Below are 14,180 nucleotides of genomic sequence, written 5' to 3' on the forward strand. Positions count from 1 at the left end.
AATTTAAAAGTGTTTTTGAATTCTATTATATAAAGTCCCGGCGTACTCACCGGCCAAAGGCCGGTTTCCGTGTCTTTCCGTGTCTTCCGTTGTTGAAAGTCCTCTTGATGGTGATTCTGGACAGAGACCTTCAAAATACCAAATTTTAAAGCTGGTGGAGTATAAATCCGAATTTTAAATCAGGAATGACTTTCCTTAATATTCCAAAAGAATCTACAACATTCTAAGTGGAAGGAACATATTAACGTGTTTCTTTTTGAAATGAACACATTTATAAATTTTGACTGTAATCAATGGGTAGTTAATACAAAAGAAGATGGGAAAGTATGAACAAAAACGAAAAACATATTTCAGCCTGCATATGGAACCCTTTTGGGTCCAGCCTATTATTCCAAAGTAAACATTCATTGGAGGCCTGAAAATGGCTCTTAAAAAATCCGAACTTTACTCCTCTCTCTGGGCCGGTTGCGACGAATTGCGCGGGGGAATGGATGCCAGCCAGTACAAGGATTACGTTCTCGTCCTGCTATTTATCAAATACGTAAGCGACAAATACGCCGACGTGCCCTTTGCTCCCATCACCGTCCCGGAGGGTGCGAGCTTCAAAGATATGGTTGCCCTCAAAGGCAAACCGGATATCGGGGACCAGATCAACAAGAAAATAATCGCTCCTCTTGTCAGTGCAAACAAACTGTCTGACATGCCGGACTTCAACGATGCCAGTAAACTCGGCAGCGGGAAGGAACAGGTGGACAGGCTGAGCAACCTCATTGCTATTTTCGAGAACCCGGCCCTTGATTTCTCAAAGAACCGCGCTGAGGGGGACGATATCCTGGGCGATGCTTACGAATACCTCATGCGCCACTTCGCAACGGAGAGCGGGAAAAGTAAAGGTCAGTTCTATACTCCCGCCGAGGTCAGCCGGATCATAGCCCGGATACTCGGCATCCGCGAGGCTGAGACCACCGCTTCCACAACAGCCTATGACCCCACATGCGGTTCCGGTTCGCTGCTTTTGAAGGTCGCGGACGAGGCCAGGACCAGGATAACCCTCTACGGGCAGGAAAAAGACGCGGCCACATCCGGCCTCGCCCGCATGAACATGATACTGCACAACAACCCCGAGGCGCTTATCATGCAGGGGAATACTCTGACCGATCCCAAATTCAGGGACGGGGAGACCCTGAAGACCTTTGATTATGTCGTTGCCAATCCCCCTTTCAGTGACAAACGCTGGAGCACCGGGCTCGACCCGCTTCACGATGCTTACGAGCGTTTCAAATCTTTTGGGATTCCGCCTGCCAAACAGGGGGATTATGCTTACCTGCTGCACATTGTCCGCTCGCTCAAAAGCACGGGCAAAGGGGCCTGCATTCTGCCCCACGGCGTACTGTTCCGGGGCAATGCCGAGGCCGAGATCCGCCGGGCTCTGGTACGTAAAGGTTACATTAAGGGAATCATCGGGCTTCCGGCCAACCTTTTTTACGGCACCGGCATCCCGGCCTGTATCATTGTTATTGATAAAAAGGAAGCCCGGACCCGCAGGGGCATTTTCATGCTTGACGCCAGCGCGGGTTTCATGAAGGATGGCCCCAAGAACCGCCTCCGGGCCCAGGATCTCCACCGGATAGTGGATATTTTCACAAGACAGGTCGAGCTTCCAAAATACTCGCGGATGGTCAGCCTGGAGGAGCTCGAGAAGAACGAGTTCAACCTCAACCTCCCCCGCTACATCGACAGTCAGCAGGCCGAGGACCTTCAGGACATCGAAGGCCACCTGCACGGAGGCATTCCCACATGCGATGTGGATGCCCTCAAGCGTTACTGGGCCATCTGTCCGGAACTCCGGCAGACCCTGTTCAAAGAAAAAGGCCCCGGTTATCTGGAGCTTGCCGTGGATAAGGCAGCCATTAAACCCGCCATCTACGAACACCCCGAATTCGCCTCTTTCATCACAGGCATGAATACCCACTTCGCGGTCTGGCGTGAGAAGTCCACTGCTATGCTCCGGCAGTTGCAGCCCGGTTGCCACCCGAAAGAGATCATAGTCGAACTCTCCGAAGACCTGCTCGCCCACTACGCGGATAAGCCGCTCATCAACCAGTACGATGTTTATCAGCACCTGATGGACTACTGGGCCGAGATGATGCAGGACGACTGTTACCTTATCTCCGCCGACGGCTGGAAAGCTGAGACTTCCCGCGTTATCGAGAAGGACAAGAAGGGAAAGGAGAAGGACAAGGGCTGGATCTGCGAGCTCGTGCCAAAGTCTCTGATCGTGGCCCGCTACTTCCCCGAAGAGCAGGGAGCTATCGATAAGCTCGCGGCTGAACTGGAAAGCGTAACCGCCGGGAAGACCGAGCTTGAGGAAGAACAGGGAGGCGAAGAAGGCGCTTTTTCCGAACTTGAAAAGGTGAATAAAGCCAGCATCAGCTCCCGCCTGAAGGAGATCAAAGGGGATCGGGAAGCAAAGGACGAAAAAGATGTCCTCTCCGCCTGGCTGAAACTCGCAAACGAGGAAGCTGCCCTCAAGAAAGCCCTCAAGGAAGCCGAAGCCGCCCTCGATTCAAAGGCCTACGCCCACTACCCCAAACTCCCCGAGGCCGACATCAAAAAGCTGGTCGTGGAAGACAAATGGCTCTCAGCTCTCGATTCCGCCATCCACGGCGAGATGGACCGTATCAGCCAGTCCCTCACCCGGCGTGTGAAGGAACTTGCCGAACGCTACGAAACCCCTATGCCAAAGATGACCGAGCGCGTGGCCGAGCTGGAAGCGAAAGTAAACCGGCATCTGGAGAAGATGGGGTTCAAGTTATGAGTGTAGAATGCAGCGCCGGGAATATTCCTCCCGGCTACAAACAGACCGAGGTGGGGGTTATCCCGGAAGATTGGTATCCTGTGACGATTGGTGATATCGCAATCAAAGTTGGCAGTGGTATCACCCCCAGAGGAGGAAGTAGTAATTACAAAGAATACGGCAGACCATTCGTCCGAAGCCAGAACGTTGGTTGGGGAACACTTCTACTTACTGACTTAGTCTATATAGACGATAATACGCACAAAAGTTTCTCCTCAACAGAACTGCGGCAAGAAGATGTCCTCTTGAATATCACTGGTGCCTCAATTGGTCGCAGCGCAATCGCAGATGCACGTTTGGCTGGAGGAAATGTAAATCAGCACGTCTGTATTATTAGAACAGAAGCCACTGAAGTTGATTCTCGCTTCCTCAACTTCGTCTTACTTTCGGCTCAAGGTCAAAGGCAAATAGACAGTTTTCAAGCTGGAGGAAATCGCGAAGGACTTAACTTTGGCCAGATTCGTTCCATCATACTTCCTCTTCCATCAACTCTCGCTGAACAAGAAGCCATCGCCGAGGCCCTCTCCGATACGGATGCCTTCATCGAATCCCTGGAGCAGCTCATCATAAAGAAACACCAGATCAAACAGGGCGCCATGCAGGAATTGCTGACTGGGAAGAAACGGCTGCCGGGATTTAGTGAGGAATGGGAAACGAAGCGATTGGGAGATGTGGCGGATATGGGAAGTGGGGGAACCCCGCCTTCATCCGTTTCTAGCTACTACGACGGAGAGATTTCCTGGGTTTCCATTTCCGACATGACAAAAGGAGGGAAAGTGATTCTCAGCACAGATCGCAACTTGTCCCAAAAGGGATTTGCTAACAGTGCAGCGCAGATGTTTCCGAGTGGTACAGTGCTTTATGCAATGTATGCATCCATTGGCGAATGCAGTATCGCAGGCATCTCACTTTGCTCAAGTCAGGCAATTTTGGGCATCCGACCTAAGGAGAAACTTAGCAACGAGTTCCTTTATTATTATCTGATATCTCTCAAGAACGATGTGAAGTCGATGGGACAACAGGGCACACAAGCAAATCTAAACAAAGGAATGGTTCAATCGTTCAAATTTCACCTACCCCCATTACCCGAACAAACCGCCATTGCTACTATCCTCTCCGACATGGACGCGGAAATTTCCACTCTGGAAGAAAAACTGACCAAGGCCCGCCAGCTCAAACAGGGAATGATGCAGGAACTGCTCACAGGGAGGATTCGCTTAATCTGAATGCTGTGTGCCAGTTATACTCACCCAGCTTTAAAATTCGGAATTTTGAAGTTTTCTTTTCAAAATCACTATCAAGAGGAACTTTAACCACGGAACACACGGAACACACGAAAAGACACAGAAAATTTTCCAAAATAAGGTTTATAATCCGCTTGAGTTCGCGCAGCGAGCGAAACGGATCCCGTGCTCCCGAAGCGGAACTCGGGCGACGGAAAGACACAGAAAATTTTCCAAAATAAGGTTTATAATCCGCTTGAGTTCGCGCAGCGAGCGAAACGGATCCCGTGCTCCCGAAGCGGAACTCGGGCGACGGAAAGACACAGAAAATTTTCCAAAATAAGGTTTATAATCCGCTTGAGTTCGCGCAGCGAGCGAAACGGATCCCGTGCTCCCGAAGCGGAACTCGGGCGACGGAAGGACACGGAAGCCGGCCTGCGGCCGGTGAGTATGTCGGGACTTAAAATACGCGATTAAAAACCCACTGTGAACAAACCACCAGAGCAACCGTAATTGCCGTCTTCCTGCCTTTTTTTCCATGTGTTCCGTGTGTTCCGTGGTTTGAGAGCACGCACCAAAAGTCCCCATCAACAAAAACGGGTTGTGGAGTTCAGTCATTGAAAATCAGTTGCATAACAACTTTATATAAATATTCATAAATGAGCTAAATGTATCTGTATTTTCAACCATGATCAATGGTTCACGGACACGACATGTTTTTTAAAGGCTTTAAAAATAATTTTTAAGCTAAATAAGCATTTATAGGCCCCATTTTAGCTTTTAAATGATTTTGGTAATTTTTGGTAAAGCCTCAGTTACGTTAAATGAGGGTATACCCCAAAAAGAAACACGTTTACAAAGCCATGGGTCAGCACGATCAGAGGAAGGCTTTTCGTTTGCTGGAATATAAATCCTAGAATAACCCCTACAAAACTTGTGTACAGTATTTCATATGGCGTGCCGTAGCCTGAGTGCATCAACCCAAATAGAAGAGATGAGATTAGCAACCCCATGTCCAACCCAAAGACTTGCTCCAGCCTTTTCTGAATGATCGACCTGAAAATAAGTTCCTCAATAAGTCCAACACAAAAAACCATCACAAGTGTAAGCTTAATCAGGTTTAGAAATGAAATGTCAGGGATAAGATAGTCTGCTTTGATAATGTTATACTCACTTGCCCCAAGGATAGCCCCTATAAAAATTGATAAAGGGAAAAAATAGCCGATTTTATTGAATGTAAGCCCGATCTCTTTAAATGTAAACTTTTGATGTATTGCTACCATAATTATAGGGATTGCCAGAGGAGCATAGATGAATAAAAAAGAATAGAGGGTAGTCTCATAAAAAATGGGCATTGATAAGTTTACGAGGCGAAGAATTGGAAGCAGCATGAGTGCCTGACGGGCTTTGAGGTAGTTCTTATTTTTCACCCATATTTGAGAAAGAGCCAGGTCAATGAGAAGGAAATCATATACCCACATGCATACATCACACATATTAAAATAGATAAGCAATTCAGCAAAAACGATCACTAAGAGTGGGATAATTACAAGTCCTACTCCACAATAAATTATTGGTATTACTTGCTTTCCGTTTACTTTGATCTTCCTTATAAGAGTAAATATATTCAATTCATGTTTGGTATAGAATACAGAAGATTTTCCTTCATCCACTAAACTCCTCCAAAAAATCACAACTTAGATGAATATAAAATTATAATTTCATATAAACTTTGTTAATTTTTTAAATACATGATAAAAATAAATATGCGATATATAGGATAATTAATATAATCTAAGGGGTTATTTTCAAAAAAAGACGTTAAAAAGTGCCTATATTAAAATTAAACGAATATAACTATGAAATTTAACAAAAAAAGTAATTATAGTTGTTTTATTACAAAAAGGATTATTATATTTGTTTAAAAGGACATATAGACCAGGTTCCTCTTTTTTAGGCGCATGAAATATATGCATTTATTTAGGAGGATGGATTGTGGCTAAGATCCATCAGCAATTTCCGTTATGAACAGACTTTCCGACAATTATCATCAGTAATAAATAACAACTGTCTATTGTTAAACTGCATAAAATTTGATAACTTTATGAAATTTGGTCGTGAGGTTCAATCATTGAAAATCGGTTGCAGAACAACATTATATAAATATTCATAAATAAGCTGAATGTATCTGTATTTTCAACCATGATCAATGGTTCACAGACAACACTCAAGAACACAACAAGAATTAAACATGGAACTGCCATCAGAAAAATTCTGAATTTTTGCGTCAAAATGAAAAGAATGATCTAATATAATTCAGAAAAACCTTTACAAGTATTCATTCACTAAAATCGAGATGCTGGAAGAAATGTATGAAGAGTTAATCATCCAGTGAAATATCCAGGAGTAATAAACATGGACATGGAGAAACAGGTTATTGCGTTTGATCCGGCTTATCGAATACGAGATAATCAATTATGGTACACCGATTGCAGTTTTGCCAACCTTATAAGGGATAAAGAATCCATTGAAATGGATATTGAAGGGCTTGGTGTACGCACCCTCACACACTCTGCACGTGGTGGAACAACTGGACAAACTACAACTTCATATAAACTCCCATATAGTGAGGATATACAATGGTGGATAGCACATCGTGGAAAGCATGTTCGGCTGGAGTTGCTGAGTATTCAGGCTGAAACTGAGTGACAAGGCCTCTTCCACAGCACGCCGATGATGGTCATATTATCGGCCCGGGACTTTCAAATGATGGGAAATGGACTGCTGCATGTACCAATTATGTGGGAAGTAATGAAGTATGACTACTGTAGGAAAAAGCGAACGGGCCACCCAGAACCGGATTATCTCTCTTTTCCGTGACGAACTTGGCTACCAATACCTCGGCAACTGGATTGACCGGGAAGACAACAGCAACATTGAGGAAAAACGTCTCCGCACCTACCTGACAAAAAGCGGCTACACCCAGCTCCAGATCAGTGTGGCAATCGACTTGCTGAAATCCGCGGCTAACAGACACAACCAGAGCCTCTACGGAAACAATCAGGCCGTTTATAGCCTGCTGCGTTATGGCATTCCCGTAAAAACCGAGGCCGGGAAGGTTACGGAAAACGTCCGCCTCATAAACTGGGAGGAGCCGGAAAAAAACGATTTTGCCATAGCCGAAGAAGTCACCCTCAAAGGTAAGCGTGAGCGGCGGCCTGACCTCGTGCTCTACGTGAACGGCATCGCAATCGGCGTGCTGGAACTGAAAAACAGCCGCGTGAGCATAGGAGACGGTATCCGGCAGAACCTGTCCAATCAGCAGCCTGAGTTCAACGAATGGTTCTTCAGCACCGTGCAGTTCATCTTTGCAGGCAACGATTCCGAAGGCCTGAAATATGGCGCAATCGGCACGCCTGAGAAATATTTCCTCAAGTGGAAAGAAGACGAAGAAGATAACAGCCGCTTCAAGCTCGATAAATACCTGCTCAAGCTCTGCAACAAAGCCCGGCTTCTTGAGCTGATGCATGACTTCGTGCTCTTTGACGGCGGGGTTAAGAAACTGCCAAGAGTGCACCAGTATTTCGCGATCAAGGCCGCACAGAAACATGTACGGCAGCGCAAAGGCGGGATCATCTGGCACACCCAGGGCAGTGGAAAAAGCATCGTCATGGTGTTGCTGGCCAAATGGATTCTGGAAAACAACCCCGATTCCCGCGTGGTTATCGTCACCGACCGGGACGAGCTGGACAAACAGATCGAGGGAGTCTTTAACGCTTCAGGCGAAACAATCAAACGTAGCACGAGCGGGTGGGACCTCATGAACCAGCTCGGCCAGGCCACACCCCGCCTGCTCTGTTCCCTGATCCACAAGTTCGGACGCAGGGACGTGGACGACTTCGATTCTTTCATAAAGGACCTTGAGGCCCAACCGAGCAAAACCGTGGGGGAGGTTTTCGTCTTCGTGGACGAATGCCACCGGACCCAGAGTGATAAACTGCACCGGGCGATGAAGGCTATTATGGCAAACGCGGTCTTCATTGGCTTCACCGGTACGCCGCTCCTTAAAAAGGATAAAAAGACCAGCCTGGAAGTCTTCGGCGGCTACATCCACACCTACAAATTCAGCGAAGCGGTAGAAGACAAAGTGGTGCTTGACCTGCTCTATGAAGCCCGGGACATCGACCAGCTTCTCGGCTCCGAGGAAAAAATCGATTTGTGGTTTGAGGCAAAGACCAGAGGACTCAACGACTGGCAGAAAGACGAATTGAAGAAACACTGGGGCACCATGCAGAAAGTGCTCAGTTCCCGCTCTCGCATGGAAAAGGTTGTAAGAGACATCATCTTCGATTTTAGCGTAAAGCCACGCATATCACGCGAACGCGGAAATGCCCTTCTGGTAGCCTCAAGCATTCACGAAGCCTGTAAGTACTTCACCCATTTCCAGAAGACCGTTTTCAAACTCAGCTTTCAAAGAAGAGCTATTTTTGCCTTGATTTGCCACAAAAATCAGTGGCAAGGAAGATCCGTTAAAAAAAATATTTGTAAGGCCTAAGTTCTAAATTACATTTAAAAAGCCTATTGTATCTGTTTTTTGAAGAAATATCTTTATATACGTAGAACCTAAATTTATATCATGGTTTTTTTAAAACAGAAAATAATCAACGGTAAAAAATACTGGTATATTATTAAAACTGGCAGAATTGATGGAAAAGTGAAAACTATATTTCAGATATATTTAGGCAATGCCGAAAAAATATTTGAAATGAAAAAACAGAGTGAATCATTGCCCTACATGAAACTGAAATCTTTTGAGTACGGCAAACTTGCCGCACTTCTTCATGTGAATGAAGAGCTTGGATTCGTTGACATAGTGAACAAGCACACTATGAAAAAATCAATCGATGGTTTAAGTGTCGGAGAGTATCTTTTACTTGATATAGTGGGGAAATCTCATGGAGTTTTAAGTGAAAACGGTATTGGGGAATGGTTCAAAAAATCGGCCTTATCTTTTAAGTGGAAATTCCCTCATAAATTAAATTGTCAGAATTTTTTGAATCATATGAATTACATTGATTCCGACACAATGAAAAATATTGAAGACGATTTGTGCCGAGTTCTCATCGAAAAAGGACTAACCCCTTCAGTACTGTTTGTGGATGAATCAAACTGGTTCACTTATGCTACCAATTATGATGAAAAAAGTGAATTGCTTCATAAAGGGTATAACAAAAAGCATCGTAAAGACAAAAATCAGGTATCTGTAGCGCTGGCTGCTAATGATTACAACTTACCTTTTATTCACGAGACATATCCAGGAAATGTGCATGATTCAGAGGAATTTTCAGGTCTGGTTGACAAAATAGTAAACCGTCTAACCGAATTGAATATTTGTTCGGAAGACCTTGTTCTTGTTTTTGATAAGGGAAACAATTCAAAGGACAACATTGAAAAAGCAACTTCAAAGATGAATTTTGTAGGGGCTGTAAAAGCAAATCAGGCAGATGATCTTCTTGAAGTGCCATTATCTAAATATCAATTTTTATATGAAAGCTCAGAAGGCCACAAAATTTATGGCTATCGGACAAAGCATCAGTTTTACGGGACAGAATTTACAACAGTAATTACTTTCAATGAAGGAACTCACAAACTTCAAAAAAGAACTTGTGAGTCAAATATGTCAAAAATAACTGAGAATCTGGAAGACCTACAGAGGAGACTGGAAAGCAACAGAGGAAAAGCAAGAAACAGGAGCAGTGTAGAAAAAGAGGTTGCAGACATTATTATCAAAAAATACAGAAGTATGGTGAAATATGAAATTACTGATGCTCCTGAAGGTAAGAAAAAACCTCAGTTAAAGTTCTGGATTGACGAAGAGAATAAAAATAAGCGCGAAAATTCATTAGGAAAAAATATACTATTTACAGATAAGCACCGTTGGCACACTAAAAAAATTGTGCAAACATACAACAATAAAGGCGCTATAGAGGATGATTTTAAGCTATTGAATGATCACCTGCTTGTCCCTGTGGGACCGGTGTACCACCACAAAGATGAAAATATCAAAGTTCACGTATTTCTGTCTATAATTGGCTTACTTTTCTACAGATATTTAGCCTGGGAGACAAAGAGATATGGTCTTTCTATGAGAAGACTAATTGAAAATTTGTCCGAAATTAGGCTGGCAGTTATCCAGGATAAAGAATCAAATAAGTGTAATATTATTCTGGAAGAGATGAGTACAAAGCAAGCATCATTATTTTCTTTCTTGAACCTGGGTAATTACCTGCCACCCCAATAAAAACGTCATCAGTAGGATTATTCATTCCTTAGGCCCACACAAACAAAGCCGCTTGATAACGGAAAAACATGCATCTTTGAAAGTAAAGTCAAAGGCAAATGCGCCGTGGTAACCTCCTACAACCCCCATTCACAGGACGTGACAAAAGAAGACACCGGCGCAAACAGCGAGACAGATAAAGAGTTCATCTACACCACCTACACGGACCTGCTCAAAGACATTGAAGCCAACCCCGGAATGACAAAAACCGAGACCTACGAAGAGCAGGCAAAGGCCCTTTTCACAAAAGAGCCAGCAAACATGAAGCTGCTAATCGTTGTGGATAAACTGCTCACCGGCTTTGATTCGCCTCCCTGTACCTATCTCTACATCGACAAATCAATGCAGGACCACGGCCTCTTCCAGGCAATCTGCCGCACCAACCGGCTGGACGGCGAGGACAAAGACTTCGGGTATATCGTGGACTACAAGGACCTATTCAGGAATCTGGTCAACGACAAAGGAACCGGAGCCCTTCAGGTTTACACCTCCGAACTGGACCACAGCACAGAAGGGGCCAATCCGGAAGTGCTCATGCAGGACCGCCTGAAAAAAGGTAAGGAAAAGCTTGACTCCGCCCTGGAAACCCTGGCCCTGCTCTGCGAGCCGGTCGAACCCCCGAAAGGCGAACTGGAACACATTCACTACTTTTGCGGAAATTCGGAAATCCCGGCTGACCTCCAGGCCCACGAACCGCAACGTGCAGCCCTCTACAAAGCCACAGCTTCCCTGGTCCGGGCCTACGCAGGCATTGCCGACGAACTGGAAGCCGCAGGATACAGCAGTTCAGGCATCGCCCGCATTGAACAACAGCTAAAATATTACCTGAACATCCGCGAGCTTATCCGCAAGGCCAGTGGGGAAAGCCTCGACCTGAAAGCCTACGAAGCGGACATGCGCCACCTTATCGACACCTACATCGAGGCAACCGGGCCCAAAAAGATCTCGGCCTTTGAAGATATGCCGCTGCTGGATCTGATAGTAAAAACAGGGATTGACAAAGCCATCGCAACCCGGCTCGGCGGATTGAAGGGTAACAAAAACGCTGTGGCAGAGACTATCGAGAACAATGTCCGCAGCAGGATAATCAAAGAGAACCTGAACGATCCGGCTTACTATGAGAAGATGTCAGCCCTGCTGGATGAAATAATCGCCGCCAGGAAAGCCAAAGCCATCGAGTATGAAGAGTATTTGAAACAGATTGCCGACCTGGCAAAGAAAGTGGAAGCCGGACATGAGGACGATATCCTCGAAGTACTCAAAACAAGCCCTGCGCTAAGGGCGCTCTACAGCAACCTGCAAAACCACGACCTGCAAAACCTCAACCTGCAAAATCACGGAAAAAATTCCGGAGACATGGTAGAAGAAAATGAAGAATACACAATTTCTGGCGATCAGGTCCTTGACCTAGCCCTGAAGCTCGATGAAGCAGTAAAGCAGGTCAAGTCCGATGACTGGCGTGGGGTTGGACCTCGTGAGCTGGCGATCAAGAAAGCCCTGTATGACATCCTGCCTGACGTAGCTGAGGTAGAGCGTATCTTCATTATCATCAAGGCACAAAAGGAATACTAATGACCACGCAGATAAAAATCGGTGATATCACAGTAGACGTGGTGCTCAAGGACATCAAAAACATTCACCTGGGCGTGTATCCTCCCTCCGGCAGAGTCAGGATCTCCGCTCCCCTGCGAATGGATATAGATACGATTCGCATATTCGCCATTTCAAAGCTGGGCTGGATCAGGCAGCAGCAGAAAAAATTCCAGGAGCAGGAACGTGAAACCCCACGTGAGTATCTGGACCTTGAAAGCCATTACGTATGGGGGAAGCGCTACCTGCTTAAAATTATCGAAGTCAATAAAGCCCCTTCGGTTGAACTGGAACATCACAAAATGGTTCTGCGAGTACGGCCTGGAGCGGACGATAAAAAGAAACAGGCTGTTATTGATGCCTGGTATCGCGAGCAGCTCAAGAAAGCCGTACCCCCGTTAATTGCAAAGTGGGAACCACTCATGGACGTGAAGGTCGAGCGCTTCTTTGTGCAGCGGATGAAAACAAGATGGGGAAGCTGTAACCACAAAGCAGCTAACATTAGACTCAACACCGAACTTGCAAAGAAACCACCGGAATGTCTCGAATACATTATCATACATGAAATGACACATCTGCGGGAACCGACGCATAATTCTCGCTTTATCGCACTAATGGACAGCTTCATGTTTAAATGGCAATTCTACAGAGATAAATTGAATCAGTTGCCGGTCAGTCATGATAAATGGATTTATTGATGCAATTTCCCTGAAATTTGGTATCAAATATCATTTTCACAGTCCCGGCTACAGGGTCATATTAATATCTCTTCTCAAGAATTAATATTTAAATATGAAAATTGGCGTAGTTATCCACGGCCCCGAAATTATAGATTCCGGACAGGCCGAACAGATCCTTGAAAAATTAAGTGAACTCGGCAAAGTCCGGGCAAGTCTTGGCGGGACAATGGGAAAAACCGCAATCATTGACGCCGGACTCGAAGGGCTCATAGACATAGAAAGTTCCCTGAAACCGAGTGCCTGCATTGAACTTTTTTTTGAAAAACACGACCTCGTTTGCCTCCTGAACACAGGAAAAACCCCTGAGACCGGCCAGATATTCGGGGAAATGGTTTCGGCCCGGCTCCGGGACCGGAAGAAAAAACCGCTCCTCCAGATCGAAAGCCCCGGAAATCCCAGCGGGCAGGTAATTCCCCTGAACGAAAAAGGGCAGGCCTTTGTCGAGAAGCTTTCAGACCTGCTCGGGCTTTCCGCCGGGAAAGCCTGCGGGATTAAGCCTTCCGGCTTCGGTGGCTTCGGTGGCTGCGAAAAAACCGAAGTGGGACCTGAAAAATCTGAAAATAGGGAAAAGCGCATCGTCCGGAAAGTCTCCGGTGTTTTTCCCGGAGAAAACGTCTTTGTGAACGGGATCATTATCGGAAAAGCGGAAGCCTCCGAGGTTCGGATCATCTCGGAAGCCGGTTTCATAACATACCTTGAAGGGGGATGCATAAAGGAGCACGGACTCGAAAAACTCCACCAATACGAAGACAGAGTCCCGCTTGACCTTGAAAATGCCTGGGTGAAAAGCGGAAACATAAGGAGAAGTTTTCCCACATCCAAAAAACCCGGTGACTTGAAAAGAGCGGTAAGGATTGCCCTCCCTCACGGAAACAAGGCTTCAGGCAAGGGTTCGGGCGGAAAAGTAGTGTTCATAGACCACGCCGCAGAACGCTGCTTCGAACTGACCCGGGGCGCGGACTTTGCGGTCACGGTGGGAGACGACACAACTGCAATTGCGGGTGATATTCTCTCCAGGCTCGGGATTCCTATCCTCGGGATCACGGACGGAGACAGCGATGAGGTTGCGGAATACACGGAGGTCCTGTCTGGGTCTATAGTACTTTGCCTGCGGGCCGGAAAGGACGACATTGTGGGAAAAATGCTGAAAAACAAATATTTCAATGTAAGCACGTCCGCCTACTTTGAGGATATATCCTCCCTGAAAAAGGAAATTCTGGAAATGGCCGAACCCCTGACTGAAAGGATAATCGAGTACTGAAAACTCTTACTTTCTCTTATTTTCTCTTATACTCACCCAGCTTTAAAATTCGGAATTTTGAAGTACTCGGTCCAAAATCACTATCAAGAGGACTTCCAACCACGGAACACACGGAACACACGGAAACCGGCCTGATGGCCGGTGAGTATGCCGAGGCTTTAAATAATCG

9 protein-coding genes are annotated in these 14,180 nt (G+C 45.9%); 8 read left to right on the plus strand and 1 reads right to left on the minus strand.

Features of this window, described 5'->3' with window-relative positions; genetic code table 11:
- Positions 1-421: 421 nt before the first annotated feature.
- Together ACZ5QV_RS10205 and ACZ5QV_RS10210 are read left to right on the plus strand one after the other, a co-directional pair.
- Positions 422-2,818, plus strand: coding sequence for a type I restriction-modification system subunit M (locus ACZ5QV_RS10205; protein ID WP_464599719.1), 2,397 nt, complete (start codon positions 422-424; stop codon positions 2,816-2,818).
- Positions 2,815-4,083 (plus strand): restriction endonuclease subunit S, encoded by a 1,269-nt coding sequence (locus ACZ5QV_RS10210; RefSeq protein WP_464599720.1) that lies wholly within the window; start codon positions 2,815-2,817, stop codon positions 4,081-4,083. The genes ACZ5QV_RS10205 and ACZ5QV_RS10210 overlap by 4 nt, the downstream gene beginning before the upstream one ends.
- Positions 4,084-4,895: 812 nt before the next feature.
- Here the strand turns inward: ACZ5QV_RS10210 and ACZ5QV_RS10215 are convergent.
- Positions 4,896-5,753 (minus strand): lysostaphin resistance A-like protein, encoded by an 858-nt coding sequence (locus ACZ5QV_RS10215; RefSeq protein ID WP_464599721.1) that lies wholly within the window; start codon positions 5,751-5,753, stop codon positions 4,896-4,898.
- Between the two features lie 742 nt (positions 5,754-6,495).
- Between ACZ5QV_RS10215 and ACZ5QV_RS10220 the strand changes: the two genes are divergently transcribed.
- From ACZ5QV_RS10220 to ACZ5QV_RS10245, 6 genes are all read left to right on the plus strand, one after another.
- Positions 6,496-6,789 (plus strand): hypothetical protein, encoded by a 294-nt coding sequence (locus tag ACZ5QV_RS10220; RefSeq protein WP_464599722.1) that lies wholly within the window; start codon positions 6,496-6,498, stop codon positions 6,787-6,789.
- Positions 6,790-6,898: 109 nt separating this feature from the next.
- A complete protein-coding gene (locus tag ACZ5QV_RS10225; RefSeq protein WP_464599723.1) occupies positions 6,899-8,635 on the plus strand; it encodes a type I restriction endonuclease subunit R in 1,737 nt (578 codons plus the stop codon).
- 81 nt (positions 8,636-8,716) lie between these two features.
- Positions 8,717-10,381 carry an IS1634 family transposase gene (locus ACZ5QV_RS10230; protein ID WP_464599431.1) on the plus strand — a complete coding sequence of 555 codons (1,665 nt, stop codon included), beginning with the start codon at positions 8,717-8,719 and terminating at the stop codon, positions 10,379-10,381.
- 72 nt (positions 10,382-10,453) lie between these two features.
- Positions 10,454-11,992: a type I restriction enzyme subunit R domain-containing protein gene (locus tag ACZ5QV_RS10235; RefSeq protein WP_464602084.1), complete on the plus strand. Its 1,539-nt coding sequence runs from the start codon at positions 10,454-10,456 to the stop codon at positions 11,990-11,992.
- Positions 11,992-12,708, plus strand: coding sequence for a M48 family metallopeptidase (locus ACZ5QV_RS10240; protein ID WP_464599724.1), 717 nt, complete (start codon positions 11,992-11,994; stop codon positions 12,706-12,708). Before ACZ5QV_RS10235 ends, ACZ5QV_RS10240 begins: the two co-directional genes overlap by 1 nt.
- A gap of 94 nt (positions 12,709-12,802) precedes the next feature.
- A complete protein-coding gene (locus ACZ5QV_RS10245) occupies positions 12,803-14,011 on the plus strand; it encodes a DUF2117 family protein (RefSeq protein WP_464599725.1) in 1,209 nt (402 codons plus the stop codon).
- Positions 14,012-14,180 lie beyond the last annotated feature (169 nt).

The organism is Methanosarcina baltica (assembly GCF_055394095.1).

What these genes read in the sequence shown, in the direction of transcription:
- ACZ5QV_RS10205 (WP_464599719.1), top strand. Translation starts at nt 422, where the DNA reads ATGGCTCTTAAAAAATCCGAACTTTACTCCTCTCTCTGGGCCGGTTGC.
- ACZ5QV_RS10210 (WP_464599720.1), top strand. Translation starts at nt 2,815, where the DNA reads ATGAGTGTAGAATGCAGCGCCGGGAATATTCCTCCCGGCTACAAACAG.
- ACZ5QV_RS10220 (WP_464599722.1), top strand. Translation starts at nt 6,496, where the DNA reads ATGGACATGGAGAAACAGGTTATTGCGTTTGATCCGGCTTATCGAATA.
- ACZ5QV_RS10225 (WP_464599723.1), top strand. Translation starts at nt 6,899, where the DNA reads ATGACTACTGTAGGAAAAAGCGAACGGGCCACCCAGAACCGGATTATC.
- ACZ5QV_RS10230 (WP_464599431.1), top strand. Translation starts at nt 8,717, where the DNA reads ATGGTTTTTTTAAAACAGAAAATAATCAACGGTAAAAAATACTGGTAT.
- ACZ5QV_RS10240 (WP_464599724.1), top strand. Translation starts at nt 11,992, where the DNA reads ATGACCACGCAGATAAAAATCGGTGATATCACAGTAGACGTGGTGCTC.
- ACZ5QV_RS10245 (WP_464599725.1), top strand. Translation starts at nt 12,803, where the DNA reads ATGAAAATTGGCGTAGTTATCCACGGCCCCGAAATTATAGATTCCGGA.